Annotated in this window: 31 protein-coding genes; 21 read left to right on the top strand and 10 right to left on the bottom strand. The window is 71.8% G+C overall.

What is annotated here, in order from left to right; genetic code table 11:
• Positions 1–16: 16 nt before the first annotated feature.
• The 5 genes from pstA to ACQEVZ_RS22930 form a co-directional block, all read right to left on the bottom strand.
• Positions 17–1,105 (bottom strand): phosphate ABC transporter permease PstA, encoded by a 1,089-nt coding sequence (gene pstA / locus ACQEVZ_RS22950; protein ID WP_425552400.1) that lies wholly within the window; start codon positions 1,103–1,105, stop codon positions 17–19.
• On the bottom strand, positions 1,102–2,004 hold the full coding sequence (gene pstC / locus ACQEVZ_RS22945) for a phosphate ABC transporter permease subunit PstC (protein ID WP_433369705.1): 903 nt from the start codon (positions 2,002–2,004) through the stop codon (positions 1,102–1,104). Before pstC ends, pstA begins: the two co-directional genes overlap by 4 nt.
• A 98-nt stretch (positions 2,005–2,102) precedes the next feature.
• Positions 2,103–3,221, bottom strand: coding sequence for a phosphate ABC transporter substrate-binding protein PstS (gene pstS, locus ACQEVZ_RS22940; RefSeq protein ID WP_360567195.1), 1,119 nt, complete (start codon positions 3,219–3,221; stop codon positions 2,103–2,105).
• Between the two features lie 193 nt (positions 3,222–3,414).
• Positions 3,415–4,368 carry a mycothiol synthase gene (gene mshD, locus ACQEVZ_RS22935; protein ID WP_433369702.1) on the bottom strand — a complete coding sequence of 318 codons (954 nt, stop codon included), beginning with the start codon at positions 4,366–4,368 and terminating at the stop codon, positions 3,415–3,417.
• 69 nt (positions 4,369–4,437) lie between these two features.
• A complete protein-coding gene (locus ACQEVZ_RS22930) occupies positions 4,438–5,139 on the bottom strand; it encodes a winged helix-turn-helix transcriptional regulator (RefSeq protein ID WP_344511503.1) in 702 nt (233 codons plus the stop codon).
• Positions 5,140–5,358: 219 nt separating this feature from the next.
• Between ACQEVZ_RS22930 and ACQEVZ_RS22925 the strand changes: the two genes are divergently transcribed.
• The 6 genes from ACQEVZ_RS22925 (at position 5,359) to ACQEVZ_RS22900 (ending at position 9,631) form a co-directional block, all read left to right on the top strand.
• On the top strand, positions 5,359–6,309 hold the full coding sequence (locus ACQEVZ_RS22925; RefSeq protein WP_344511505.1) for a hypothetical protein: 951 nt from the start codon (positions 5,359–5,361) through the stop codon (positions 6,307–6,309).
• A 93-nt stretch (positions 6,310–6,402) separates the two neighbouring features.
• Positions 6,403–7,170 carry an LmeA family phospholipid-binding protein gene (locus ACQEVZ_RS22920; RefSeq protein ID WP_344511507.1) on the top strand — a complete coding sequence of 256 codons (768 nt, stop codon included), beginning with the start codon at positions 6,403–6,405 and terminating at the stop codon, positions 7,168–7,170.
• Positions 7,171–7,256: 86 nt separating this feature from the next.
• The gene (locus ACQEVZ_RS22915) at positions 7,257–7,364 is read left to right on the top strand and encodes an Ms5788A family Cys-rich leader peptide (RefSeq protein ID WP_354901066.1); all 108 of its coding nucleotides are present in this window, start codon (positions 7,257–7,259) and stop codon (positions 7,362–7,364) included.
• A 212-nt stretch (positions 7,365–7,576) separates the two neighbouring features.
• Positions 7,577–8,428: a sulfurtransferase gene (locus ACQEVZ_RS22910; RefSeq protein WP_344511509.1), complete on the top strand. Its 852-nt coding sequence runs from the start codon at positions 7,577–7,579 to the stop codon at positions 8,426–8,428.
• A gap of 13 nt (positions 8,429–8,441) precedes the next feature.
• Complete coding sequence (locus ACQEVZ_RS22905) at positions 8,442–8,753, top strand: DUF1416 domain-containing protein (protein WP_344511511.1); 312 nt, start codon at positions 8,442–8,444, stop codon at positions 8,751–8,753.
• Between the two features lie 92 nt (positions 8,754–8,845).
• A complete protein-coding gene (locus ACQEVZ_RS22900) occupies positions 8,846–9,631 on the top strand; it encodes a hypothetical protein (protein WP_344511513.1) in 786 nt (261 codons plus the stop codon).
• Positions 9,632–9,634: 3 nt separating this feature from the next.
• On the opposite strand, the gene ACQEVZ_RS22895 is transcribed toward ACQEVZ_RS22900, so the two are convergent.
• A complete protein-coding gene (locus tag ACQEVZ_RS22895; protein WP_344511515.1) occupies positions 9,635–10,009 on the bottom strand; it encodes a DsrE family protein in 375 nt (124 codons plus the stop codon).
• Positions 10,010–10,021: 12 nt separating this feature from the next.
• Between ACQEVZ_RS22895 and mtfM the strand changes: the two genes are divergently transcribed.
• From mtfM to ACQEVZ_RS22840, 11 genes are all read left to right on the top strand, one after another.
• Positions 10,022–10,126 carry a small membrane protein MtfM gene (gene mtfM, locus ACQEVZ_RS22890; protein ID WP_033363477.1) on the top strand — a complete coding sequence of 35 codons (105 nt, stop codon included), beginning with the start codon at positions 10,022–10,024 and terminating at the stop codon, positions 10,124–10,126.
• The gene (locus ACQEVZ_RS22885; RefSeq protein ID WP_344511517.1) at positions 10,123–10,707 is read left to right on the top strand and encodes an FABP family protein; all 585 of its coding nucleotides are present in this window, start codon (positions 10,123–10,125) and stop codon (positions 10,705–10,707) included. Before mtfM ends, ACQEVZ_RS22885 begins: the two co-directional genes overlap by 4 nt.
• A gap of 22 nt (positions 10,708–10,729) precedes the next feature.
• Positions 10,730–11,155 (top strand): Fur family transcriptional regulator, encoded by a 426-nt coding sequence (locus ACQEVZ_RS22880; protein ID WP_344511519.1) that lies wholly within the window; start codon positions 10,730–10,732, stop codon positions 11,153–11,155.
• The gene (locus ACQEVZ_RS22875) at positions 11,106–12,221 is read left to right on the top strand and encodes a YgfZ/GcvT domain-containing protein (protein WP_433369693.1); all 1,116 of its coding nucleotides are present in this window, start codon (positions 11,106–11,108) and stop codon (positions 12,219–12,221) included. The genes ACQEVZ_RS22880 and ACQEVZ_RS22875 overlap by 50 nt, the downstream gene beginning before the upstream one ends.
• Positions 12,222–12,229: 8 nt before the next feature.
• Positions 12,230–13,063 (top strand): 3-keto-5-aminohexanoate cleavage protein, encoded by an 834-nt coding sequence (locus ACQEVZ_RS22870; protein ID WP_344511523.1) that lies wholly within the window; start codon positions 12,230–12,232, stop codon positions 13,061–13,063.
• Positions 13,064–13,148: 85 nt separating this feature from the next.
• Positions 13,149–14,096 carry an asparaginase gene (locus tag ACQEVZ_RS22865; protein WP_433369690.1) on the top strand — a complete coding sequence of 316 codons (948 nt, stop codon included), beginning with the start codon at positions 13,149–13,151 and terminating at the stop codon, positions 14,094–14,096.
• A gap of 69 nt (positions 14,097–14,165) precedes the next feature.
• A complete protein-coding gene (locus ACQEVZ_RS22860; protein WP_425552402.1) occupies positions 14,166–14,579 on the top strand; it encodes a helix-turn-helix domain-containing protein in 414 nt (137 codons plus the stop codon).
• Positions 14,576–15,064 (top strand): hypothetical protein, encoded by a 489-nt coding sequence (locus tag ACQEVZ_RS22855; RefSeq protein ID WP_344511527.1) that lies wholly within the window; start codon positions 14,576–14,578, stop codon positions 15,062–15,064. Before ACQEVZ_RS22860 ends, ACQEVZ_RS22855 begins: the two co-directional genes overlap by 4 nt.
• A 68-nt stretch (positions 15,065–15,132) precedes the next feature.
• Positions 15,133–15,459 (top strand): DUF2516 family protein, encoded by a 327-nt coding sequence (locus ACQEVZ_RS22850; protein ID WP_433369686.1) that lies wholly within the window; start codon positions 15,133–15,135, stop codon positions 15,457–15,459.
• A 280-nt stretch (positions 15,460–15,739) separates the two neighbouring features.
• A complete protein-coding gene (locus ACQEVZ_RS22845; RefSeq protein ID WP_433369683.1) occupies positions 15,740–16,654 on the top strand; it encodes an alpha/beta fold hydrolase in 915 nt (304 codons plus the stop codon).
• A 132-nt stretch (positions 16,655–16,786) separates the two neighbouring features.
• The gene (locus ACQEVZ_RS22840) at positions 16,787–17,524 is read left to right on the top strand and encodes an alanyl-tRNA editing protein (protein ID WP_360572228.1); all 738 of its coding nucleotides are present in this window, start codon (positions 16,787–16,789) and stop codon (positions 17,522–17,524) included.
• Positions 17,525–18,194: 670 nt separating this feature from the next.
• Here ACQEVZ_RS22840 and ACQEVZ_RS22835 read toward each other — a convergent pair.
• Positions 18,195–18,602: a GntR family transcriptional regulator gene (locus ACQEVZ_RS22835; protein WP_344511532.1), complete on the bottom strand. Its 408-nt coding sequence runs from the start codon at positions 18,600–18,602 to the stop codon at positions 18,195–18,197.
• 143 nt (positions 18,603–18,745) lie between these two features.
• Between ACQEVZ_RS22835 and ACQEVZ_RS22830 the strand changes: the two genes are divergently transcribed.
• Complete coding sequence (locus ACQEVZ_RS22830) at positions 18,746–19,621, top strand: EI24 domain-containing protein (RefSeq protein ID WP_433369679.1); 876 nt, start codon at positions 18,746–18,748, stop codon at positions 19,619–19,621.
• A gap of 1,090 nt (positions 19,622–20,711) precedes the next feature.
• Here the strand turns inward: ACQEVZ_RS22830 and ACQEVZ_RS22825 are convergent.
• Positions 20,712–21,470, bottom strand: a complete 759-nt coding sequence (locus ACQEVZ_RS22825; RefSeq protein ID WP_344511536.1) for a maleylpyruvate isomerase family mycothiol-dependent enzyme — start codon at positions 21,468–21,470, stop codon at positions 20,712–20,714.
• Positions 21,471–21,535: 65 nt separating this feature from the next.
• On the opposite strand from ACQEVZ_RS22825, the gene ACQEVZ_RS22820 reads away from it, so the two are divergent.
• Entirely contained in the window at positions 21,536–22,576 is a 1,041-nt protein-coding gene (locus tag ACQEVZ_RS22820; RefSeq protein ID WP_433369675.1) for a UDP-N-acetylmuramate dehydrogenase, read from the top strand.
• On the opposite strand, the gene ACQEVZ_RS22815 is transcribed toward ACQEVZ_RS22820, so the two are convergent.
• Both ACQEVZ_RS22815 and ACQEVZ_RS22810 read right to left on the bottom strand, forming a co-directional pair.
• Positions 22,560–23,336 carry a class I SAM-dependent methyltransferase gene (locus ACQEVZ_RS22815; RefSeq protein ID WP_433376921.1) on the bottom strand — a complete coding sequence of 259 codons (777 nt, stop codon included), beginning with the start codon at positions 23,334–23,336 and terminating at the stop codon, positions 22,560–22,562. The two genes, ACQEVZ_RS22820 and ACQEVZ_RS22815, sit on opposite strands and share 17 nt — an antisense overlap.
• Positions 23,336–24,091 (bottom strand): SDR family oxidoreductase, encoded by a 756-nt coding sequence (locus tag ACQEVZ_RS22810; protein ID WP_433369672.1) that lies wholly within the window; start codon positions 24,089–24,091, stop codon positions 23,336–23,338. Before ACQEVZ_RS22810 ends, ACQEVZ_RS22815 begins: the two co-directional genes overlap by 1 nt.
• A gap of 129 nt (positions 24,092–24,220) precedes the next feature.
• Here ACQEVZ_RS22810 and mshA point away from each other — a divergent pair, with 129 nt between their 5' ends.
• Both mshA and ACQEVZ_RS22800 read left to right on the top strand, forming a co-directional pair.
• Positions 24,221–25,537 (top strand): D-inositol-3-phosphate glycosyltransferase, encoded by a 1,317-nt coding sequence (gene mshA, locus ACQEVZ_RS22805; protein WP_433369669.1) that lies wholly within the window; start codon positions 24,221–24,223, stop codon positions 25,535–25,537.
• Positions 25,534–26,025: a YbjN domain-containing protein gene (locus ACQEVZ_RS22800; protein WP_360572217.1), complete on the top strand. Its 492-nt coding sequence runs from the start codon at positions 25,534–25,536 to the stop codon at positions 26,023–26,025. The genes mshA and ACQEVZ_RS22800 overlap by 4 nt, the downstream gene beginning before the upstream one ends.
• Positions 26,026–26,036: the final 11 nt, after the last annotated feature.

The following is a 26,036-nucleotide window of genomic DNA, read 5'->3' as shown; positions in this document are numbered from 1 at the left end:
GGCGCTCCAGAGAGGGTCATCGGGCGAGCTTGTTTCGGCGGGCCAGAAGCTTCGCCGCGACGGTGAGGACCAGGACGAGGACGACCAGCGTGAGGGCCGCCGTCCAGGCGCGGCCGGGCGCGAACTCCGAGGCGACCCCGGCCTGCTCGAAGACGAACAGGGAGAGGGACGACTGGTTGCCGCTGAACACGTTGAAGTTGATCGAGTTGAGGCCGCCGGCGACCAGCAGGACCGGTGCGGTCTCACCCGCGGCCCGGGCCACCGCCAGCATGACGCCGGTGACGATGCCCGGCAGCGCCGTCGGCAGCACGATGCTGACGATCGTCTTCCAGCGGGCCACGCCGAGCGCGTAGGCGCCCTCGCGCAGCGCGCTGGGCACGAGCCGCAGCATCTCCTCGGTGGAGCGGACGATGGTCGGCAGCATCAGCACGCTCAGCGAGAGCGCGGCCGCGAAGCCCGAGTAGGCGGCCCGGCCGTCGTTGAACAGCGGCGTGACCGTGAAGACCCAGAACGACAGGATGAACAGGCCGGACACGATCGACGGGATGCCCGTCATGACGTCGACGAAGAAGCGGATCGCGTTGGCCAGGAAGCCGCGGCCGTACTCCACGATGTAGATCGCGCCGAGGATGCCCAGCGGCACCGTGATCAGCGTGGCGAGACCGGCCTGCTCGAGCGTGCCGATGATCGCGTGGTAGGCGCCGCCCTTCTCGTCGAACGCGCCGATGTTGTTCATCGACGTGCCGAAGAAGTTGCCGTCGAGGCGGGTGGTGCCCTTGCTGACCAGGGTCCAGGCCACCGACAGCAGCGGGGCCAGGGCCAGGATGAACGCGCCGTAGATCAGCGTGGTGGCGATCCGGTTGCGGGCCGCGCGGCCGCCCTCGACGATCGAGGCGGCGATCGCGAAGAACGCCACGAACAGCACGGCCGCGACGACCCCGGTGAGGACCAGACCGCCGGCCGAGGTCAGGTAGATCAGGACGAACGCCACGGCGATCGCGGCGGCCGCCGCCGCCCAGGCCGACCACGACGGCAGTGACTTGCTGCGCAGCTGCTGGCCGCTGCTCAGCCCGACGACGCGCTCAGGGGTTTCGACGCTCATCATGCGCTCCCGACGAATTCGCGGCGCCGGTAGATGATCGCGCGCGCGGCCATGTTGACGACCAGCGTGATGGCGAACAGCACCAGACCGGAGGCGATGAGGGCACCGCGACCGGTGTCGTTGGCCTCACCGAACCGGTTGGCGATGTTGGAGGCGATGGTGACACCGCCGGGGCCGAGGAAGTCCCACTTGATGTCGTAGACGCCGCCGAGGGTCAGCGCGAGGGCGATCGTCTCGCCGAGCGCGCGGCCCAGGCCCAGCATGACCGAGGCGATGATGCCCGCCTTGCCGTAGGGGAGCACGGCGGTGCGGATCATCTCCCACTTGGTGGAGCCGAGCGCGAGCGCGGCCTCCTGGTTCTCCGACGGGGTCTGCATGAAGACCTCGCGGGAGAGCGAGGTGACGATCGGCAGGACCATGATCGCCAGGACGATCGAGCCGAGCAGGATCGACTTGCCGTAGGGGCCTTCGCTCCCGAAGATCGGCAGCCAGCCGAGCGTGTCGTGCAGCCACTTCGAGAAGTTGGTGATCGGCTCGTAGAAGTAGTCGCGACCCCAGAGACCGAACACGACGCTGGGGACGGCGGCGAGCAGGTCGATCACGAAGCCGAGGCTGGTGGCCACCCGGCGGTGCGCGTAGTGCGACAGGCACAGCGCGATGCCGAGGGCCACCGGGACCGCCAGCAGCAGCGCGAGCGCGCCGGTGAGCACCGTGCCGAAGACCGTCGCCGCGACACCGAACTGCGGGGTGTCGCCGTCGGTGAACCACGACTTGTAGGTGAAGAAGTTCTCGGTGTCCTTGTTGATCGCCGGGATGGCCTTGACGATCAGGAAGACGGCGATGGCGGCGATGATGACGAGCACCATCGAGCCGGCAGCTGTCGCGGTGCCACGGAAGATCATGTCAGCGCCGAGACGGCGCTTCCTCGGAAGACCGCCACCTCCGCCGGGCGAACCGGCGGAGGTGGCAGGCAGAGTCTGCTGGCTCAAGGAGAGTCCTGTCAGGCCAGGTTCTTGATGGAGGCAGCGACCTTGGTCTGGACCGACTCGGGCAGCGGGGCGTAGCCCAGCTTCTCGAGCTGAGCCTGGCCGGCGGCGCTCACGGTGTAGCCGAGGAAGCCCTTGACCAGGTCGAGCTTGTCGGCCGGGGTGCCCTTGCTGCAGACGATCTCGTAGGTCACCAGGATGATCGGGTAGGCCCCGGCCTCCTTGGTGGCGTAGTCGATCGAGAGCTTCAGGTCGTCGCCGGTACCGGTGATCTTGGCGCCCGCGACGGTCTTGCCGGCCGCGGCACCGGTCAGCGCGGTGTACTCACCGGCGCCGTTGAAGATCTTGGCGGTCGAGAGCGAGTTGACCTTGGCGAAGGACCACTCGACGTAGCCGATCGCGCCGGGCGCCTTCTTGATCGCGCCCGCGACGCCGTCGGAGCCCTTCTCGGCCTGGCCGCCGGTGGCCTTCCAGACCTTGTCCTTGCCGAAGGTCCAGGTGCCGGCCGCGGCCTTGTCCAGGTAGCCCGTGAAGTTCTCGGTGGTGCCCGAGGACTCCTGGCGGTGGATGGCGTTGATCGGGGTCGACGGGAGCGTCGCGCTCGGGTTGTCGGCCTTGATGGCGGCGTCGTCCCACTTGGTGATCGAGCCACCGAAGATCTTGGCGAGGGTCTCCGGCTTGAGCTGGAGGTCCTTCACGCCATCGAGGTTGTAGGCGATCGCGATCGGGCCCGTGACCATCGGCAGGTTGAGCGCCGGGTTGCCGCCGCAGCGCGCGGTGGCCTTGGTGGTCTCGTCGCCGTCCTTGAGGGCCGAGTCGGAGCCCGCGAAGTCGGCCGTGCCACCCGAGAAGGCGGTGATACCGGCACCGGAACCGGTGCCCTGGTAGTCGATCTTGGCGTCGGTGCACTTCTGCTGGTACGCCTTGATCCACTCGTCCATCGCGTTCTTCTGCGCGGACGAGCCCTGGGCCGTCAGCGAGCCCTTGGCGCAGGTGATGTCGGAAGCCGCGGTGCTGCCACCGCCGGTGCCCGGCGTGCTGGGGGTCTCGTTGTTATCCGAGCCGCACGCGGTGAGCGCCAGCGTCGCGGTGAGCGCGATGCCGGCCATGATGCCGTGCCGCTTGAAGTTCACTGCGGTCCCTTCGTCGGGGTACTGCCGACGGGGGTCGTCGACTGAAAGCGACGCTAAGAGCGCTAGGTAACCGGTCCTCCGGAGGCGGGTGAACGCACGGTGAACAGGTGCTTCGGGGAAGGTGACGCCTGGTCGGAGGCCAGTTTGCCAATGGGTGAACTGCCCAGTGGAGATAGCCGGTGCCCGTTTTGCGTCAGCGCGTCGCGGCGCCGTCCCGGGGCCCGGACCGCTGGAAGCTCACGTCCATCGCCCAGCGCACGAACCCCAGCCGCTGGTAGAGCGACACGGCCCGCCGGTTCTCCTCGTCGACGTAGAGCATGACCTGCGAAAGCCCGCGGGAGCGGAGGTGCCAGAGGCCGGCCAGGGTCAGCGCGCGGCCCAGCCCGCCGCCGTGCGCGCCGGGCGCGACGCCCAGCACGTAGACCTCGCCGATCGGGTCGTGCGAGCGATCCTCGGGATCGCCGTGGATCTTGGTCCAGTGGAAGCCGGCGAGCTCTTCCGGCGGATCCTGGCGGAACGCCAAGAGGAAGCCGGCCGGGTCGAACCAGGGCTCCTGAATCCGCACGCGCAGGTCGTCGAGGGTCCACTTGCCCTGCTCGGGGTGGTCGGCGAAGGCGGCCGCGTTGACCGCGAGCCAGGCGGCGTCGTCCTCGCCCGGGCGGAACCCGCGCAGGGTCACCCCGTCGGGGAGCGCCACCTCGTCCAGCGGCGCGAACAGCGACCGCCGCAGCTGCAGCAGCACCCGGGCCCGGTCGAAGCCGAGCCGGATCGCGAGGGCGGAGGCCGACGGGTGGTCGCCGTGCGCCCACAGCCGCAGCCGGCCGCCGGAGCGCTCGTCGGCGACCGCGATCGCCGCCTCGGCGAGCGCCCGCCCGATCCCGCGCCGCCGGTGCTGCGGGTGCACCGCCAGCTCGGCCGAGGCGCCCGCGACCGCGTCGGTCGTGTCGACGTGCGCATACCCCGTGACGGTGCCGTCGGCGTCGCGCGCCAGCAGGTGCACCGCCTGCGTCTCGCCCCCGTGCCGCAGGTGCAGCACCACGTGCTCCGACAGTGGCAGCGCCCCGTCGGTGTCGCCGGCGGCCTGGCTCAGCGCGAGCACCTGGTCGACCTGCGCGGTGGAGAGGCGGTCCAGCTGCTCGACGGTCACGGGCCAAGCCTAGAGCAGACCCTTACCGGGATCGCCCCGTGCGTCGGCCCGTGTCGGCCGGTGCGGCGGTCAGACCCGCACCGGCTCGGACTCGTGCAGCGGGCGGGCCGGCGGGACCACGAACTTGTAGCCGACCTGGCGCACCGTGCCGATCATCGACTCGTACTCCGAGCCGAGCTTCGCGCGCAGGCGCCGCACGTGCACGTCGACCGTGCGGGTGCCGCCGAAGTAGTCATAGCCCCAGACCTCGCGCAGCAGCTGGTCGCGGGTGAAGACCCGGCCGGGGTGCTGGGCGAGGAACTTGAGCAGCTCGAACTCCTTGTAGGTGAGGTCGAGCGGGCGGCCCTTGAGCTTCGCCGCGTAGGTGTCGGGGTCGATCGTCAGCTCGCCGGCCTTGATCATGCCCCCGCTCGCGGCCGCGGCCGAGTTGAGCCGGCCGACGCCCAGCCGCAGCCGGGCCTCGATCTCGGCGGGGCCGGCGCTGGCCAGGACGACGTCGTCGAGGCCCCAGTCGGCGTGCAGCGCGACGAGGCCCGCCTCGGTCACCACCGCCAGCAGGGGCACGCCCAGGCCGGTCGCGTGCAGCATCCGGCAGGTCGCGCGGGCGTCGGCAAGCTCCGTGCGGGCGTCGACGATCACAGCGTCGGGGCTCGGACCGTTCACCAGTGTGCGGACATCGCGCGGGGCGGTGCGCACCGTGTGGGGCAGCAGGTCGAGGCCGGGCAAGACCACCTGGCCCGCGGGAGCCGCGGTCAGCAGCAAGATCTCCACGAGTCACCTCCGCGGCTCTGTTTCGTCCCGGCCACACTGACGGGAGGTTGTGGGGGTATCTCAGCCCAAGAATATCGGAGTATTCATCGTTTGCGACCAGCGGCAATCCAGATCGGGACAGTCGGCTGAGCCACACTCCACCGTTCCCCGTCGCGTGCTATGCGCGATTTCGTCATCCCGGTGGGGGCCGGGTGAGGGGAGTTCTGGCACCATCGGGGCGTGCCCGCTACCCCGCCCTCCGCCGAGAACCACGCCGAGGACCACGGCGCCTGGCCTTCGGCCGCCGACGAGGCGCCCCGGCGCCGGCGCCGGGAGCAGGCCGACGTCCCGGACAATCCCGAAACACCGGGACAAATCCCCCCGGTGCGGCGCATGGTCTCCCTCGGCATCGCCGGGTTCGCGGCCCTGATGACCGTCGGGCTCGTCGTCGGCGCGCAGACCAGGCACGAGTCCTACGCCGTGGTGATCTTCGGCGTGCAGGTCCTGTTCGTCGGCGTGTGGATCATCGCCAGCCGGCCGCCGGCCCCGCGCGTCGTCGCCGCCGTCGGAATAGCGGTCGCCGTCGGCACCGACGTCGCCGCGGTCCTCACCCGCCCGGCGTCCCTCGCCCCGCTGGCGTATGTCACCGCGGCCGGGTTCATCGTCGGCGTCGTCGGCCAGCTCACCCGCCCCGCGGGGCGGCAGCGGGTCACCGAGTCGCTCGGCTCCTCGCTCGTGGTCACCCTCGGCGTCGTGGCCTTCGCCAGCCTGATCGTCCTCGGCAGGATCCCGCGCGGCACCCAGGCGATCGTCGCCTGCCTCGCCGCCGCCGGCATCGCCATCGTGATCGCCCGGCTCACCGACGCGATCGTCGCGCTGCCCCGCATCGCGCCGCAGGTCCCGCGCGGCGGCGCCGGCGTCGTGCTCGGCGCGATGGCCGGCACCGCCGCCGCCGGCGCGATCGGCAACCTGCTCGACGGGATAACGCCGCTGTGGAGCGCCCTCGCCGGCCTGGCCACCGCCATCGTCGCCGTCATGGTGGACCTGTCCGTCGGGTATGCCGAGGCCAGCCGCGTCATCGACGGTGACGAGCCCGCCATGTACCTCGCCCGCCACATCCAGGGGCCGATGGGGGCCTTCGCCTTCGCCGCGCCCGCCGCCTACGTCGCCAGCACGCTGTTACTGCTCTAGTACTGCTGTAGGGCCCCGCGGTTGCGAGGGTAGGAAATCCTGGTGGCTGGGTACGTTTCGGTAACACCCACCCCGGGGCGCGGAAGGAGAGCTGTGGCGAGCAGAGGTGCCAAGGTCAGCATCGTGCTGGTCGTGCTGGCGGTCATCCTGGTCGGAGTGCTCTTCGTCGCGGACCGGATCGCGGCCAGCACCGCCCGGGACCGCATCACCGACGAGACCCGCAAGCAGCTCGCGGCCAACTCCGTCACCTACGAGGGCGACCCCTCGGTGAAGATCGCCGGCTTCCCGTTCCTCACCCAGGTGCTCGCGGGGGAGTACGAGAAGATCAGCATCGCCCTGAGCAAGCCGCAGATCGACAACGTGAAGCTCGAGACGCTCAACGTCGACGCCAAGGCGGTCAAGGCCGACGCGCGCGACCTGATGAACGGCCGGGGCGAGGTGGTGGCCGGCGAGGTCACCGGCCAGGCCACCATGACCTGGGACAACGTCCGGAAGCTGCTGGAGTTCACCAACCTGCCGCAGGGTGTGGACCCCTCCGCCATCGACGTGAAGGTGGTCAACAACAAGATCGTGATGCGGATCCCGTTCGTGTACCAGGGGTTCAAGGTCACGATCATCGCCAACGGCAGCATGGTCGTCGAGTCGGGCAAGGTCCGGCTCAAGCTCGACTCGGTCACCACCGACCAGGGCAACCTGCCGAAGCTCGTCAACGACTTCATCCAGGCCAACAAGAGCCGGCTCCAGGTCACCGTCAAGCTGCCGGGCCTGCCGTACAACCTGGTGATCAACTCCGCGGAGACGACCGACTCGGGCCTGCGCGTCACCGCCTCCGCGAAGGACGTTCCGCTGTCCGAGCAGTGATCAGGTCCCCTTCCGGGCGGTGATCGTGCCCCCTTCCAGGCAGTGATCAGGTCCAACAGGCGGACAGTGACCAAGCGGACCCTGGGATGACACCTCCAGCGGTGCTAGGCTGCCTGACCATGAGCATGCTGCTCACCAGACGGCGCGCGGTCGACCTGTGCCGCGTGGCCACCTGCCTGTGTTGCCGCCCCTAGTGGTGCGGCCCTGCAGCGTGCTCGACTAACGGCTCGAGGCAGCGGCGCCCCAGACCGATGGGTCTGGCGGGCGATTCCCAGTCCGCGGCAGTTCTCAGACCCATCGCCGAAACCGTGATCCGTCCCCTCGGGTCGCGCGCGGCGTGGTGCACACCCCGACCCGTGTGCCGACTCGACCCACCCCAAAATCGTCCCTGGGAGAGAAAACACTCATGAGTCGCGAGAGCGCACTGGTCACGGCCGACTGGGCCGAGCAGAACATCGGTGCCGACAACGTGGTCTTCGTCGAGGTCGACGAGGACACCGCCGCCTACGACGGCGGCCACATCGCCGGTGCGGTCAAGATCAACTGGAAGACCGAGCTGCAGGACCAGGTCCGCCGGGACTTCGTCAACAAGGAGCAGTTCGAGGCCCTGCTGTCCAGCAAGGGCATCGGCAACGACGACAAGGTCGTCCTCTACGGCGGCAACAACAACTGGTTCGCCGCGTACGCGTACTGGTACTTCAAGCTCTACGGCCACGGCGACGTCAAGCTGCTCGACGGCGGCCGCAAGAAGTGGGAGCTCGACGGGCGCCCGCTGACCAAGGACGAGGTCAGCCGCCCCGCCACGAGCTACGTCGCGGTGCACGACCAGGACCTGTCGATCCGCGCGTTCCGCGACGACGCGGTCAAGGCGATCGGCGTGCAGAACCTCGTCGACGTCCGCTCGCCCGACGAGTTCGCGGGTCGCCTCCTCGCCCCCGCCCACCTCCCGCAGGAGCAGGCGCAGCGCCCGGGCCACATCCCGACCGCCGTGTCCGTGCCGTGGAGCAAGGCGGCCAACGAGGACGGCACCTTCAAGTCCGACGACGACCTGCGCGAGATCTACGCCGCCGCCGGCCTCGACGACAGCAAGGCGACCATCGCCTACTGCCGCATCGGCGAGCGCTCCTCGCACACCTGGTTCGTCCTCAAGGAGATCCTCGGGCACAGCGACGTGCGCAACTACGACGGTTCCTGGACCGAGTACGGCTCCCTTGTCGGTGTCCCCGTCGCCGTCGGCGACGAGCCCGGCAACGCGTGAAAGGCAGAGCATCATGAGTGTTGCTGACAGCTGCGGCGCCCCCGAGCAGAGCGCGCCGATCCCCGCTTCCGTCGACGTCGAGAAGGAAACCGTCATCACGGGCGTCGTGAGCTCCGGCGACGGCCCCGTCGGCGGTGCCTACGTGCGCCTGCTCGACGCGACCGGCGAGTTCACCGCCGAGGTCGTCACCTCGCCGGCCGGGCAGTTCCGGTTCTTCGCCGCGCCCGGCAACTGGACGCTGCGCGCACTGTCCCGCCAGGGCAACGGCGACGCGAGCCTCGCCGCCGCCCGCGGCATCAACGAGGTCGCGGTCGCGGTCGCCTGACCTTCGCACGCACCGTGCCGCCGCCCTCCGGGCCCAACCCCGGGGGGCGGCGGCATTTGGCGGCACTGTGCTGGACTGCGAGGATTGCCGCCGTGAAACGTCGCTGGATCATCGCCGCAACGGTGGCCTGGGCCCTCGTGGTGGCCGGATTCGCCTACTACTCCTCGCGCCACGGCACGCCGACCTCCCGCGACCAGACCACCATCGCGCAGGGCCTGCCCATCGCCGACCAGGCCCTCGGCCGCATCGCCGCCGCGGTCGACCCGGCCACCTCGGTCCCGGTGCTCGGCGGCTACACGCGCGTCGACCGCAGCTGCCGGGTCACCTCCGCCCGCGAGGGCACCCGCTTCGAGCGGGTGTTGCTGGTGTACGTGAAGAAGGGCACCGAGCCGGACGTCCTCGACCGGATCAAGGCGGCCCTGCCCGCGTCGTACGACGTCCACCTCGTGAGCGGCCCGAGCAGCCACTCGATGACCGCCGACGCCGGTGGGTTCGTCGCGGTGCGCGGCAGCGTCATCCAGCCGGGTCAGCTGCGCTTCACCGCCGACACCGGCTGCCGGGTGCAGGACGCCCCGGTCGAGGAGGCGACCCCGCAGTCGCAGACCGCCAACCGCGCGCCCGTCCAGGCCGTCCTCGACACCCTCAAGCAGAGCGCGTCGCAGTGGCGGACCCACCGGGTCACCTGCCCCGGCGGCGGCACCCTGTGGACCGTCGAGGCCGTCACCACCGGCGACGGCGCCGCGTCCCGCACCACGGTCCCGGCCTCCGCGGTCGTCCTCGACGAGCCGAAGCTCTTCGCCTTCCGCGCGGGCGAGGCGGGTGTCGCCCTGCGCGTCGACGGCAGCGAGCTGCACATCACCTCGACGGCGGGCTGTTAGCCCTCAGTACACGAGCGCCTGCGCGCCCTCCTCGAGGGCCTCCTCGACGAAGACGGCCGCGCCCGCGATGCGGATGCCGGGGATGACGTCGTCGGGTCCGATGCCGCGCCGGGCGGCGCACTGGGTGCACAGCGTGACCGTGCCGCCCGCCAGCACCGCGTCCAGCAGGTCGGCCAGCGGCGCCGCGTGCGGCAGCTCGAACTGCGCCGCCCGGCCCGGCAGCGCGAACCACGCGGACTCCCCGGTCAGCCAGAGCGAGGTGGCGACGCCGCCGGCGAGGGCGGTCGCGGCCACCGTGAAGGCCTGCGAACAGCGTTCCGGGGCGTCCGAGCCGGCGGTTGTCTTGATGACCAGAGAGCGTGCCATGCCTCGCAGCATAGGATTCGGGGGATGGTTACCGAGATCGGGTTCGTCAGCTTGCTGGTCGCCGGGATGGGCGCCCTCGCAGGCGGGCTGATCTATCTCGCGGTGAGGGTGTCGAGGGGGCGTTGGTGACAGACGAACAGCCGCCATGGGCCGGGTTGGCCCAGGTCGGGGAGTACCCGTACGAGGAGACGCACGACCTGCGGGTCGGCCCGGACCTCCATCCCGCGCTGCTGGGGCTGCTGCCGCTGGTCGGGGTGTGGCGCGGGCGCGGCCAGGGCGACTACCCGACGATCGAGGGCTTCCACTACGCGCAGGAGATCCGCTTCAGCCACGACGGGCGGCCGTTCCTGTTCTACGAGTCGCGCGCCTGGGTGATCGACGTCGACGGCAACCCGATCAAGCCCAGCAACCGGGAGACCGGCTGGTGGCGGCCGGTGCTCGCGGACGGCAAGGCGACCGACGAGGTCGAGGTGCTGCTCAGCCAGCCGACCGGGATCATGGAGCTCTACATCGGCCAGGCCAAGGGCACCACGCAGTGGGACATGGCCACCGACGCGGTGGTCCGCACGTCGACCGCCAAGGAGGTCCGCGGCGCCAAGCGGCTCTACGGGATCGTCGAGGGGGCGCTGCTCTATGCGTTCGACCTCGCCGCCGTCGGCCAGCCGCTCCAGCCGCACCTGTCCGCCCGCCTGGAGCGCGTCGCGGGCTGAGTCGCGCGTTAATCTGAACGTCGTGGGTTTCGATGATCTGGCCGCAGTGCTCCGGTCGCGGGGCCTGCGGCTGACCGCGCCCCGGCAGCTCGTGCTCGAGTCGGTCTACCGGTTGCGCCACGCGACGCCGGACCAGATCCACGCCGACGTCAGCGAGCGCGCCGCCGGGGTCAACATCACCACCGTCTACCGCACGCTGGAGCTGCTCGAGGAGCTCCAGCTGGTGACGCACGCGCACCTGTCGCACGGCGCGCCCACCTACCACCCGCTCGGCGAGCACCAGCACGCCCACCTCGTGTGCCGGGGCTGCGGCGACGTGCAGGAGCTGCCGCCACCCATGCTCGAGGGCCTCGCCGAGGACCTGCGCACCACCCGCGGCTTCCGCCTCGACATCGGCCATGTGGCCCTGTTCGGCGTGTGCGGCAGCTGCGGCTCCAAAGAGGAGTAGCTCCGTGAAGCCAGTTACCGTGGCGTCCATCGATCCCTCGTCCGCCGACGGCGCCGCGGTCGCCCACTACGGCGACCCTGCCCGCGAGCAGAAGATCCTCGACACCGGGGCCGGGCTGGTCGACCGCTCGCACCGCGACGTCCTGGCCGTGCCCGGCGCCGACCGGCTGACCTGGCTGCACAGCCTCACCACCCAGCACCTGACCGGCCTGGACCCCATGAGCGGCTCGGAGCTGCTCGTGCTGTCGCCGCACGGGCACGTGGAGCACCACGCGATGCTCGTCGACGACGGCACGGCCACGTGGCTGGACCTGGAGCCGGGCGCCGGTGCGGGCCTGCTGACGTTCCTGTCCCGGATGATCTTCATGATGCGGGTCGAGCCCGCCGACGTGACCGCCGACCGGGCGGTGCTGTCGATCGTCGGCCCGCACACCGACGAGGCCCTGCGGGCGCTCGGCGTCACGCTCGCCGCGCCCGACGTGGTGCCCGTGCCGCCGGCGAAGTTCGCGACCGGGGTGGTGCCGCCCCGGCCGACCGCGCGCTACGCGGCGGCCGCGCTGCCGGCGTTCGACGGGCTGGTCCGCCGGGTGGAGGGCGGCGCGGACCTGATCGTGCCGCGGTCCGCGGTGCCCGACCTGGTCGCCGCCGCGCAACTCCCGCCGGCCGGGATCTGGGCGTACGAGGCGCTGCGGGTCGCGGCGCGGCGCCCCCGGTTCGGCTTCGAGACCGACCACAAGACCCTGCCCGCGGAGGTCGGCTGGACGGCGCACGCCGTGCACCTGGAGAAGGGCTGCTACCGGGGGCAGGAGACGGTCTCCCGGGTGCACCACCTCGGCCGGCCGCCGCGCAAGCTGGTGCTGCTGCACCTGGACGGCATCGCCACCGACGAGCTCCCCGCGCCGCACACCGAGGTCGTCCGGGACGGCCGGGCGGTCGGGTTCGTCGGCACCGCCGCCCGCCACTACGAGCTCGGCCAGATCGCGCTCGCCGTCGTCCGGCAGAACGTCAACGAAGACGGGGGTCAATTGCTGGTGGGCCCGTCCACGGCCGCGATCGACCCGCTGTAGAAAGAGCCATGACAACAACGACGTTGATCACGGTGGCGCCCACCGGCGCCGAATCGAGCAAGGCCGACGTGCCAGCGCTGCCGGTGACCCTGGACGAGCTGGTCACGACCGGCAAGGAGTGCCAGGCGGTGGGCGCCTCGATCATCCACGTGCACCTGCGCGACGACGACGCCCGGCCGACTCTCGACCTCGGCCGGCTGAAGGACGCCGTCGCCGCGCTGCGGGCCGAGACCGACCTCATCGTCCAGCTCTCCAGCGGCGGCGCGGTCACCGACCCGGAGTCCGACCGGCTCCGCGTCCTCGACGCCGGGCCCGACATGGCCTCCTGCACGATGGGCACGGTCAACTTCGGCGACGACGTGTTCCTCAACCGGTGGTCGTTCATCGTCGAGCTGCACACCCGCATGCGTGACCGGGGGATCGTCCCCGAGTACGAGATCTTCGACCTCGGCCAGCTCACCACGCTGCGCCGCCTGCTCGACAAGCACGGGCTGCCCGCCGGCGGGCACGTGCACCTCGACCTGGTCATGGGCGTGCCCGGCGGGATGCCCGCCACCGCCGAGGCCCTGGTCGCCTGCGTGCAGGCGATGCGCGACCTGCCGTCCGGCACCACGTTCTCCGCCACCGGCATCGGCCGCGGCACGCTGCCGGTCCTGCTCGCGTCGCTGTCGGCGGGCGGGCACCTGCGGGTCGGCATGGAGGACACCGTCACCTACGCCAAGGGCGCGCCGGTGGAGAGCAACGCGCAGCTCGTCGCGCGGGCCTCCGCCTTCGCCCGGCTCGCCCAGCGCCCGCCGATGACCCCGTCCGACGCCCGCGCGCTGCTGGGGATCCCGGCGTGAGCGGCCCGGAGCGCAGCGGAGGAGCTGCGAACCGGTATGGCAGGTGTGGCTCAGGCCGACGCCGGAGCGCAGCGGAGGCGGCGGCATGAGCGATCTGTACCTCGGCGGGGAGCTGCTCGCGGAGGTCGAGCGCAACGGGTTCGTGGAGAGCCGGCACAGCGGGTCAGTCGTCGTCCTGGACGCCGGCGGCGAGGTCACGGCGTGGGCCGGTGACGTGCTCGGCCCGGTCTTCCCGCGCTCGTCCAACAAGCCCATGCAGGCGGTGGGGATGCTGGCGGCCGGCCTCACCGCGACACCGGCGGAGCTGGCGATCATCTCGGCGAGCCATCGTGGACAGCCCGCGCATGTGGCGTCGGTACGAGGTGTGCTCGCCGACCTCCCCGCCTCGGCGCTCGGCTGCCCGCCGGACTACCCGCTGTCCGACGACGCCCGCGACGCCGTGGTCCGGGCGGGCGGGGAGCGGTCGCCGCTGTACATGAACTGCTCCGGCAAGCACGCGGGGATGCTGCGCACCTGCGCGGCCAACGGCTGGCCCCTCGCCGGCTACCTGGACCCGGCGCACCCCGTGCAGGTGGCGATCCGAACCGGCGTCGAGTCCCTCGCCGGTGAGCCGGCCGCGGCGGTCGGCGTCGACGGGTGCGGCGCGCCGCTGCTCGCGGTGTCGCTGCGCGGGCTGGCCGCGGCGTTCCTGCGGCTGGTGTCGGCCCCGTCCGGCTCGCACCCGCGCCTGGTCGCGGACGCCATGCGCGCCCACCCCGACCTGGTCTCCGGCACCGACGCCGACGGGCACGACACGCAGCTCATGCGGGCGTTCCCCATGCTGCTGTCGAAGATCGGGGCCGAGGGCGTGATGGCGGCGGCGGTCCCGGGCGTCGGCGCGGTGGCCCTGAAGATCGACGACGGCGCCGCGCGGCCGCGACTGCCCGTGCTGAGCGCGGGGTTCGCGCGTCTCGGCTTCTCCCTGGGTGACTTTTCGGACATGCCGGTCATGGGCGGCGGCGTGCGGGTAGGTTCAGTCCGGACAGTCTGGTGAGCGGCTTCACGCTAGCTGGAGTTAGCAGTTTGCTTGCAACAGTTAGCACGGCGAGCTACGGTCGGTGATGTGACTGAAGAGCCGCGCGACCTGGGTGGGTTCATCCGTGACCTGCGCCGCAACGCGCGCATCTCGCTCCGCCAGCTTGCTGAGCAAGCCGGCGTCAGCAACCCGTACCTCAGTCAGATCGAGCGTGGCCTGCGTAAGCCGAGCGCCGAGGTGCTCGCGCAGCTCGCGAGTGCACTGCGGGTGTCGACCCCGCTGATGTACCTGCGAGCCGGCCTGCTCGAGCGCGAGGGGCACGACGTGCTGGCCGCGATCGCTGCGGACAGTGATCTCACGACGGCCCAGAAACAGTCGCTCACGCAGATCTACGAAACGTTCCGGCGCGAGAACTCGCGCAGCGATGCCGACAGCGCCGCCTCGGGGGCGGGGCGCGACGCCGACCCGGCACCACCGACGAAGTCAGAGGAGTCATCATGACCACCAGCACCACCACCCGGAAGATCCCGACCCCGCTCTATGCCGCCGCAGGCGCCGGTGACCTGGCCTATGAGCAGCTGCGCAAGCTGCCCGCGCAGGTCGCCCAGCTGCGCGCCCGGGTCGAGGAGCTGCGCCCGGCGGTCGCCGAGACCAACCTCCGCGCCGACCTGACCGTGGCCGCCGACCGCCTGCGCAACGCGGCCCGCCGCAACACCACGTCGCTGCTCGCCGGCGCCCAGGTCGCGCAGGACCGCGCGGTCGCCGTGTACACCGAGCTCGTGAACCGCGGCGAGAAGGTCGTCGCCGGCGGCCGCACCGCCGAGGCGAAGATCGAGATCGCGCCGGCCACGAAGACCGTGACCACCGAGGTCGCCGTCACCCCCACCCCGGCCGACATCGCGCCGGCCGTGACGCCCGTCGAGACCGACACGCCGGCCCCCGCGAAGAAGGTCGCGGCGAAGAAGACCGCCGCCGCCAAGAAGTAACGGGAGTTTGTCGGGAGCCCTCCGGACCGTCTCGCACGGTTCGGAGGGCTTCGGAATAAGCTCGGGGGATGGTGACTGCAGTGCCGGTGTTCTACGACAGGGTTGAGCTGTACATCAACCTGGCGGTGTGGGTCTTCTGCCTGGTGCTCGGCGCCGCGGCGTTGCTGCACTGTCTCGTCCAGCGGGCCGACGCGTTCCCGGCCATCGGCACGATGTCCAAGACGGTCTGGCTGGCCATGAACGGTGGCGGCCTGCTGCTCACGGCCCTGGCGCCGCAGCTGCGCATGGGCTACCTCAGCATCTTCCTGCTCATCTCCGCGGGCATCTTCGCCGTCTACCTGCTCGACATCAGACCCGCGCTGCGAGACGCGGTCGACGGCCACGGCTCCTGGTGATGGCGGCCGGAATGACGGCTGCCCCGGCGATCGCACCACTGCCCTGCTCGGTGGCCTCTCCGACGTCCGGCCTGGCGGTTGCGCCGGTACCTGGCTCGGTGGCCTCTCCGACGGCTGTGACGGTGGCTGGGCCGGCGGTTGTGCCGACGCCTGCGGCGGCTGATGCGCCGGCGGCTGGGCTGGCGGTTGTGACGGCGGCTGCTCCGGCCCGTGCGATGGCGGTCGCAACGGCGCCTGGCTTGGTGGCTTCTCCGACGGCGGTTGTGACGGCGGTCCGCTGATGGACTTCCGCTGGCCGCCGCCGCCCGACGGCAGGCCCGACCGGTTCCGCCCGCCCGTGACGCGCGGGCCGCAGACCGGCCGGCCCACGCTCCCCGCGCCGCCGACCGAGCAGATCGCCACCCCGCACGGCGTCGAGCTGGAGTGGCTCCTCACCGGCGAGGGTGACCCCGTCACGGTCTTCGCGCACGGGCTCGGCAGCGGCATCGCCGAGACCCGCCCCCTGGGCAGCGCCGTCGCCGGCCGCAAGGTCTTCTTCCAGTTCCGCGGCCACGGCCACTCCGCCGCGCCCGGCGGCGTCTGGACCTATGCCGACCTCGCCCGGGACCTGCGCGCCGTCGCCGACCTCTCCGGCGCCACCCGCGCCCTGGGCGTCAGCCTCGGCGCCGGCGCCCTCTGCCGCCTCCTGGCCGACAACCCCGGCCGCTTCGAGCGCGCCGTCTTCTTCCTCCCCGCCGTCCTCGACACGGCACGCCCGGCCGCCGCGCAGGAGCGCCTCACCGCCCTGATCGAGGCGATCGACGCCGGCGACGCCGCCGCCGTGGCCGACGTGCTCTCCATGGAGGTCCCCGCCCAGGTCCGCAACTCGCCACCGGTCTGGGCGTTCCTGCGCCAGCGGCTCGACCAGCTGATGCGCGACGGGCTCGCCGGGGGTCTGGCCAGCCTGCCCGCCCAGGTCGCCGTGCAGGACCGCGCCGACCTCGCCGCGGTCACCGCGAAGTGCCTCGTCATCGGCTCCAGGGGCGACGAGCTGCACCCGGTCGCCGTGGCCGAGCAGCTCGCCGAGGCGCTCCCCGACGCGGAGCTGCACGTGTACGACCGCCCCGGCGTCGTCTGGACCCAGCGCGCCGACCTGCGCGCCCGGATCTCCACGTTCCTGAACCTCGGCCCCGACCGAAACTGTCCGAACGGCTGACCCCCGGCACGTATCAGAGTGGCACCCCGGAGCGTCTGTCCTATGGATGACAACTTCGCCACTACTGACCTGAGGGGGATCGGACCATGACCGCGCTGCGCCGCTGGGCCGGACCGACATAGAGTTTCGGACATGGGTGTCACGCAACACGGCAGGACCTCCCGCCTCGACCTCGCCGACCCGACGCTGCGCGAGTGGACGTGCGTAGTCCTGCACTCCGATGCCACCGACGGCATCGTGCTCGACCGCTCAGCCTTCTACCCCGGCGGCGGCGGCCAGCCACCGGACCACGGCGTGCTGCTGTGGCAGGGGGTACAGACGCGAATCACCGGGACCCGCAAAGGCGACGACCTCTACCTCCAGCCCGCCGAGGGAGACCCGCTCCCGCCCGCCGGCACCGAGGTGATCGGCGCCGTCGAGGACGACCGCCGCACCAAGCTCATGCGCACCCACTCCGGCCTGCACGTCCTGGGCGGCGTGGTGTTCCGCGACTTCGGCGCCCTCGTCACCGGCGGCTCCATGGAGCCCGCCGAGGCCCGCATGGACTTCAACCTCCCCGAGGTCCCGCCCGACTTCAAGGCCCGGCTCGAGGAGCTCATCAACGCCGAGGTCGCCGCCGACCGCAAGGTCGTCACCAAGGTCCTCGCCCGCGACGAGGCCCTCGCCCTGCCCGACATCATCCGCACCCAGTCCAACCTGATCCCGCCCGACGAGCAGGAGATCCGCATCGTCGACATCGTCGGCCTCGACGCCCAGGCCGACGGCGGCACCCACGTCGCCTCGACCGCCCAGATCGGCCGCCTCCAGGTCGTCAAGGTCGAGAGCAAAGGCAAGGCCAACCGCCGGGTCCGCGTCCGCCTGACCGACTGACGCCCGCTCCCACCACAGCACCCGCCCGCCGCCCTCGTACGCGCCGGCTCGCCTGCTCCGCGCTGACCCGCTTCAGGGTCCGACCCGCGGCAGGTTGGCGCCTGTGGACACGACCTGCTCGCCCTGTGCGTGCTTGCTCCGGCCGCTACTGCTTGCTCGGGGTCTGACCCGCAGCAGCTTGGCGCCCAGGGGTAGGACCGCTCGCCCTGCACTCACTCGCTCGGGGCACGCTCGCCCAAGGCCTGCCAATTGGCCCTGCTTGCCTGGTCCGCGCTCGCCCGCTGCTGGGTCCGACCTGCGCAGGTCGGCTCTCGCGGACAGGACCTGCTCGCCCTGCGCCCGCTCGCTCACGGCCTGCTCGCCGTGGGTCTCCTGCTCGGCTCCGGGTCTGCTCGGCTCCTGCGTCCGCTTGTTCGCGGCTGCTTACCTCAGGGGCGGCTCGCAGCAGGTCGGCTCCCGCAGGCAGGACCTGCTCGCCCTGCGCCCGCTCGCCGTGGCCTCCTGCTCGGCTCCGGGCCTGCTCGGCTCCGGGCCTGCTCGGCTCCGGGCCTGCTCGGCTCCGGGCCTGCTCGGCTCCGGGCCTGCTCGCCCCTTGCGTCCGCTCGGCTCCGGGCCTGTTCGGCTCCGGGCCTGTTCGGCTCCTGCGTCCGCTTGTTCGCGGCTGCTTACCTCAGGGGGCGGCTCGCAGCAGGTTGGCTCCCGCGGGCAGGATCAGCTTCTCGCCGCCGGCCCTGGTCACCTCGAGAATCGGCTCGCCCGGATCGATGCCCAGGTCGCGTCGCTCCGGATCGGTCGGCATCCGCCCGATCACCTCGTCGCCGGCTCGCAGCTCCACGACCTCCCGCTGCAGCGCGGGCCGCACCATGGTCCGCGCGCCCCGGGCCGACACGACGAGCCCCTCCTGCCGCAGCACCGCCACCGCGTTGCGAACGGCGGGCCGGCCCAGCTCGTACTCCTGCATCAGGCTGCTCTCCGACGGCACGAACGCCCCCGGCGCCAGCTCTCCCGCCCGAATCTGCTCACGCAGCAGGTCCGCCAGCTGCTGGTACAACGGCCGATCCGAACTCCGGTCGATCATGCCCCAACGGTAGATAACCCCATGATCTTGTCCGCTTGCCGTCCTATGCGTACATGGCCCTACCATCATCCCACCGCAACGCACGAGTCGGCAAACTGGCCTCCTCCGTATCTGGGGCTTGCTGTCGGGGCGGTCTTCGGGTCGTGAAAGATGACGGAGTGGCGCAGCTGAAGACGATGTGGGACGAGTTCGCCGAGGGGGCGAGACTGCTTGGGCGGGGGTTCTCGCTGTACAGCCGAAGCCCCCGCCTCCTGCTCCTCGGGCTGATCCCGGCAGTCATCTCCTTCCTGTTGCTGGCGACCGCCTGGTTCTTCCTGCTCTGGTTCATCCGCGACCTGGCCGCGACCGTCACCTGGTTCGCCGACGACTGGGGGTCGCCGTGGCGGGGCGTGATCAGGTTCGGCGCCGGCGCGGGCATCGTCATCGTGTCCGCCCTGGTGTCGGTCCTCACGTACACGGCGCTGACCCTGCTCATCGGCGACCCGTTCTACGAGGTCATCTCCGAACGCGTCGAGGACCACCACGGCGGCGCGCCGGGGCTGCCCGACCTGCCGTGGCACCGCACGTTCTTCAAGAACGCCGCCGACTCCATCAGGCTCATCCTGCTGGGCATCGTCGTCTCGGTCCCGCTGTTCCTGCTCGGCTTCGTCCCGGTCCTGGGCCAGACGGTCATCCCGGTCCTCGACGTCGTGGTCGGCGGCTGGCTGCTCGCCGTGGAGCTGACCGGCGTCCCGTTCAACCGCCGCGGCCTGCGCCTGAAGGACCGCCGCGCCATGCTCCGCGCCAACCGCCCGCTCGCGCTCGGCTTCGGCATGCCGGTCTTCGTGATGCTGCTGATCCCCTTCGCCGCGGTCCTGGTCGTCCCCGCCGCCGTTGCCGGCAGCACCCTGCTGACCCGCAGGCTCTTCGGCCTCCCGACCGACAAGCCGTCCGCCGCCCTCGGCAAGCCCCCGCTCGTCCGAGCCCCGGAAACTGTCGTACCTGGCGGGCATGATGTGGGAGTAGCCGGCCGGTTGTGACCTGACCGCTTCCGACCGGGGGAGTGAGGATGCATGACGGTTTGTGACTATCAAGCGGCATTCGGCGCGGTCCGCGCCGCCGTCTGACCTGAACGCCGACGGTTGGCAGGCAACCGTGTCTGTCAGGTCTTCGGGGGTTCGCCCGCGTTCGGGTCCTGAGATACGGCGTGGCCAGGCGCCCGGCGCAACAGGGGAGGCGCCCGGTTCCGCGGTCGCTGCTGCGGCGGGAAGCGTCGGGGTTCGTGCGGCAGAGCTTGGGCGAGCCAGAAACCGTCCACCGGCTCCGCCGCCACGTCAACGATGGCGCCGACGCGACCGGCCAACGCGACGGGTCACCCGCCTTGGCTCGCGAAGGCAGGCTTGAGCACTGCGCCCGGCACGGAGGACAGGCCACCGCACCGCTGGGTGACGGCCGGGCGGGCAGCGGCGAGCCCCGCCATGCGGTGACCTCGGCATGCGGTGACCTCGGCATGCGGTGACCTCGGCATGCGGTGACCTCGGCGACCATCACCGCCACCATGGCCACGCTCGCCGTCACGCGGCGCCCGGTCACGGCGACCGGTCGCACGTGTCCGGGCGTGCCGCCGACCAAGGCTGCCATCGGGTCGGGTGTGCCACCGAGCGGCGGCGGTGACCTGGAGGCGGCTGGTCGGGAGTCTGGTCCGGTGTTGGTGAGTGCTGCTGCTGGTTGGGCGCGCCGCCAAGGCGGGCCTGTCGCTGAGGGGCGTGCCATAAGTCCGTGTGGGTGCATTACCGGACGGGCAGGACACGGCGACGACCATGCTGTCGGCAGGCGGCCCGGCTCCCAGCGAGCGTCCACGTCGCGGGTTTCCGGCGCGGACCCCACCGCAGGTCCTTGAGGGGAGCTCGTGTGTGGAGCACTCGGTGCGGACTTCCGGCGTGGACCCTCATTGCGGGGCGTTGAAGCGGACCTCCGGGCGAACCCGGCCGACGCGGAACCCCCCATCGCAGGTTTCCGGCGGGAACCTGCGCCGCGAAACCCGCTGCCGACCCCGGCTTGACACCGCTCGGTGTGGAGCCAGTGACGCAGACCTTCGGTGCGGACTGGTCCCTGGCTCGGTAATGGGGGTCAGCCGGTGCGGAGGCCTTCCAGGAGGGTGGTGTCGCCGCTGACGAGGAGGGTGTCGAAGGCTACGCGGCCGAAGAGGGCCAGGACCAGGTCGCTGGCGGGGCCGCTGGCGGTGGCGCGTTCGTGGTGGTCGTCGGTGTCGAGGAGGGTGTCGGTGTCGAGGAGGGCGACGCCCGCGCCGCGGAGGCGGACGTACCAGACCTGGTCGACGTCGGTGGCGTGGAGGGCGATCATGCCGGCGCGGTTGGTGGGGCCGGAGCGGCGGCCGGCGGGGAGCCAGGTGTCGAGGACCTCGGTGACGCCGTCGCTGGCGAGGCGGGGCTCGATGGGCTCGCTGAGGCCCGCGGCCATCTGGGCGTCCCAGCGGTGGATGGCGGTCTCGTGCGCCATGCGGCGGTGCCAGAAGCCGGCCTTCTTCGCCTGCGGGGCCCAGTTGTAGGCGGGCAGGTCGGGTTCCAGGGCGTCGAGGGTGGCGAGGAGCTCGGTGAAGGCGTCGGTCCACGCGACCGCCGGGTCGACGTCCGCCGGGAGCGGGGTGTCGGGGCGCGGGTCGGGGCGGTCGGTGACGCCGCGGGGGGCGATGGCGTTGACCCACACATAGATCTGGGTGAGGTGCCAGGCCAGGTCGCGCAGCTGCCAGCCGGGGCAGGTGGGGACGGCGGCGTCGAGGGGGACGGTGCCGAGCGCGGCGCGGAAGGCGTCGCCTTCGGCGCGCAGCGCGGTGAGCCAGAACTCCTTGGTGAGCTGAGGCTTGCTCATCGGCGATCCCTCTCCCGGTCCGGACGCTGCAGCTCCAACATTAGGGCACGCCTTACTCTGGTGCGGTGCCCGAAGCAGCCGCGTCCGCGCCCAGCCTCGCCGACCTGACCACTCTGCGCCTCGGTGGCCCCGCCGGGGAACTGGTGGAGGTGACCTCGGAGGAGGAGGCGGTCACCGCGGTACGAACCGGAAAACCGGTGCTCGTCCTCGCCGGAGGCAGCAACGTCGTGATCGCCGACGAGGGGTTTCCGGGCACCGTGGTGCTTTTGCGGCAGCGCGGGATCCACGTGCAGGAAGAGGGCGGGAGCGTCCGGCTGACCGTCCAGGCGGGGCAGCCGTGGGACGAGGTCGCGGCGGCGGCGGTCGCCAACGGCTGGGCGGGGATCGAGTCGCTGTCGGGCATCCCGGGGTCGGCGGGCGCCACCCCGATCCAGAACGTCGGGGCGTACGGGCAGGAGGTCGCCGAGACGATCACCGCCGTCCGGGCGTACGACCGGGTCCGCGACGAGATCGTCACGCTGCCGAGGGACGCGTGCGGCTTCGCGTACAGGACGAGCGTCTTCAAGCACAACGAGCGGTTCGTGGTCCTGTCGGTGACGTTCGAGCTGGCGGTGTCGCCGCTGTCGACGCCGATCCGGTATGCGGAGCTGGCCAGGACGCTCGGCGTGCAGGCGGGGGAGTCGGCGCCGCTCGCCGACGTGCGCGAGACGGTGCTGAAGCTGCGCGCCGGCAAGGGGATGGTCCTGGACCCGTCGGACCGTGACACGTTCTCGGTGGGCTCGTTCTTCACGAACCCGGTGGTGGCGGCGGACGCGGTGGAGCACGTGCGCCGGGCCGCCGGCGAGCCGCCCGCCTGGCCGGCGCCCGACGGGATGGTCAAGCTCAGCGCGGCGTGGCTCATCGAGCGGGCCGGGTTCGGCAAGGGCTACGGCGACCCGGCCGGCGGCGTGGCGCTGTCGGGCAAGCACACCCTCGCCCTGACGAACCGGGGCACCGGCACGACCGCCGCGCTGCTCGGGCTGGCGCGCGAGATCCAGCACGGGGTCCAGGAGAAGTTCGGCGTGCGGCTGCACCCGGAGCCGGTCCTCGTCAACTGCTCTCTGTAGCGAGGCAACTGTAGGGGACCGTCATCTCGCCCAGGCGCCAGCGGGCGGGGCGGTCCAGGACGGGCCAGCCGGCGTCCCGGGTGGCCTCGACCGCGCGCCGCCAGCGCTGGCGCGGCCCGAAGGCCGACAGCGGCGCCGCCGCGCGCCAGGCGGCGTCCAGTGTGGACAGCAGCGCGTGGATCGGCTGCCCGGGCACGTTGTGGTGGATGAGGCACTTCGGCAGCCGCTCGGCCAGGGTCGCCGGGGTGTCCAACGTGGACAGGCGGCTGGCGAGGGTCAGGGTCCGCGGCACGCCGCCGGTGACGGTCACCCAGGACGCCAGCCGGCCGAGCTCGTCGCAGGTGCCCTCCACCAGGACCGCCCCGGTCGCGGTCATCGCGGCCCACGCGGCGGGGACGGCCTCCAGGTCGTACTGGCGCAGCACGTTGAACGCCCGGACCACGGTCGGCGCGAGCCCCGCCAGCTCGAAGCCGCCCCGGCGGAACTCCAGGAACGGCGGGTCGGCGAAGGGCTGCGCGACCGCGACCCGCTCCGGGTCGATCTCCAGGCCGACCACCCGGACCGGCGGGCCCGGCAGGTCGAGCAGGCGGCGGCGCAGCTCCAGGGTGGTGACGGGCGAGGCGCCGTACCCGAGGTCGACGACGAGCGGCGCGTCGGCGCGGGCCAGCACCGGGCCGAGCGTCACCGCGATCCAGTTGTCGACCCGCCGCAGCCGGTTGGGATTGGTGGTCCCGCGCGTGATCGCGCCGAGGACACGCATCACGTCACCCGGTGCACCTTGTGCTGGGCGGCCTGGGCGAGCGGGCGGACCACGAGCCGGTCGATGTTGACGTGGTGCGGCCGGGTCGCGGTCCACGCGACGCAGTCGGCGATGTCCTCGGCGACCAGCGGGTCCGCCACGCCCTTGTAGACGGCGGCGGCCTTCTCCGAATCGCCCTCGAACCGCTTGAGGGCGAACTCGTCGGTCTTCACCATGCCGGGATCGATCTCCACGACCCGGATCGGGCGGCCGTTCAGCTCCAGCCGCAGGGTCTCCGCGACCGCCGTCTGGGCGTGCTTCGCCGCCGTGTAGCCGCCGCCGCCCTCGTACACGATGAGACCAGCCGTGGAGGAGATCACGACGATCGTCGCCCGGCCCGAGGCGGACAGCAGCGGCAGGAGCGCCTTGGTGACCCGGACCGTGCCCAGCACGTTGACCTCGAACATCCACTGCCAGTCGCTGAGGTCGGCCTCCTCGACGGTCTCCGCGCCGATGGCCCCGCCGGCGTTGTTGACCAGCAGCTCCACGGGCGCACCCAACGCGGCGACCGTGTCGACAAGTCGTGAAATGTCCGCATCCGACGTGATGTCGGCCACAACCGCGGTCGCCGACGGCAGCGAGTCCACCAACGCGGAGAGCAGCTCGGCGCGCCGGGCAACGGCCACCACGTGAAAGCCCTCGGCGGCCAGACGGCGGGCGGTAGCTGCGCCGATACCGCTGGAAGCGCCGGTCACAACGGCAACAGGAGAAGACATGCCGACCATCCTCCCGCATGCACCGCGAACCGCAGTGATGAACGCAACGGTGGGTAGACGCCCGCCCGCGAGGGAACATGGACGGTTGGGAAGATGTAACCGTCCAGCAACAGATGAAGGAGCACCGACGTGGCGCGGGTCGACTCGCTGCACAGGCACACCCCGCAGTCCCGTCGCTCTCTCCCGCGGAGGGTCGCGACGCTGTCCGTGCACACGTCCCCGCTCGACCAGCCGGGCACCGGCGACGCCGGCGGCATGAACGTGTACATCGTCGAGGTCGCCGAGCGCCTGGCCCGGGCCGGCGTCGAGGTCGAGGTCTTCACCAGGGCGACGTGCAGCGAGCTGCCGCCGGTGGTGGAGATGGCGCCGGGCGTGCTCGTGCGGCACGTCATCGCCGGCCCGTTCGAGGGCCTGGCCAAGGAGGACCTGCCGGCGCAGCTGTGCGCGTTCACCAACGGGGTCCTGCGCGCCGAGGCGTCGCGGGCGCCCGGTTGGTACGACCTCGTCCACTCCCACTACTGGCTGTCCGGTCAGGTCGGCTGGCTGGCGAAGGACCGGTGGGGCGTTCCGCTGGTGCACACCGCCCACACGCTCGCCAAGGTGAAGAACCAGCTGCTCGCCGACGGCGACAAGCCCGAGCCGATGGCCCGTGTCATCGGCGAGGAGCAGGTCGTCGCCGCGGCCGACGGCCTGGTGGCCAACACCCCGGCCGAGGCCGCCGACCTGATCGAGCTGTACGCCGCCGACCCCCGCAGGGTCAGCGTGGTGCCGCCCGGCGTGGACCTGGAGACGTTCACCCCGGGCGACGGCAGGAACAGGCAGAAGTTCGGCCTCCCCGAGGACGCCCTGGTGGTCGCGTTCGTCGGGCGGATCCAGCCGCTGAAGGCGCCCGACGTGCTGCTGCGCGCCGCCGCCGAGCTGCGCGCCCGCGACCCGGAGCTGGGCGCGAAGCTGGTCGTCGCCGTCTGCGGCGGCCCCAGCGGCTCGGGCCTGGACCGGCCGACCGCGCTCATGGACCTCGCCGCCGAGCTGGGCATCGCCGACTGCGTGCGGTTCCTCGCCCCGCAGCCGCGCGAGGACCTCGCCGAGCTGTTCCGCGCCGTCGACCTGGTCGCCGTGCCGAGCTACAACGAGTCGTTCGGTCTGGTCGCGATCGAGGCGCAGGCGTGTGGCACACCGGTCGTCGCGGCGGCCGTCGGCGGGCTGGTGACCGCCGTCCGTGACGGGGTCTCCGGGGTGCTGGTCGACACGCACCGCCCAGAGGACTGGGCCGCGGTCCTCGGCGACCTGCTGGCCCACCCGGCGAGGCGCCGGGAGCTCTCGGAAGGCGCCGTCCGGCACGCCCACGAGTTCTCGTGGAGCCACACCGCGAGCGGCCTGCTCGCCGCGTACCGCGACGCCCTCACCACGCACCGCGACACCGAGCTGCTGGCGGCGATGTCATGAGAGAGACGGTGAGCCGGCTCATCGAGCGGGTCTGCGACGAGCGCGAGATCGCCTGGGAGAAGACCGGCGACAACGCCTACGTGGCGGTCCTGCCCGGCACCCACAAGCAGAAGACCAACTGCAACCTCATCGTCGGCGAGCACACGCTGCGCGTCGAGGCGTTCGTGATGCGCCACCCGGACGAGAACCGCGAGGAGCTGTGGCAGTGGCTCCTGCAGCGCAATTCGCGCATGTACGGCGTCGCGTTCAGCGTCGACACGGTCGGTGACGTGTACCTGATGGGCCGGCTGCCGCTGCACGCGGTGACCGAGGAGGAGCTCGACCGGCTGCTCGGCGCGGTGCTGACCTACGCCGACGAGAGCTTCGACCCGATGCTGGAGATCGGCTTCGGCTCCGCGATCCGCCGCGAGTGGGAGTGGCGCGTCAAGCGCGGCGAGCCCCTCGACAATCTCAAGGCATTTACGGCCTTCGTGGAGCGCACGAGCTAGCTACCCTGAGC

The sequence above is a fragment of the Dactylosporangium sp. CA-152071 genome, assembly GCF_050936335.1.
Lineage (GTDB): Bacteria > Actinomycetota > Actinomycetes > Mycobacteriales > Micromonosporaceae > Dactylosporangium > Dactylosporangium maewongense.
Note: the sequence above shows the minus strand (reverse complement) of the source record. Positions and strands in the feature narration are given on the sequence as shown.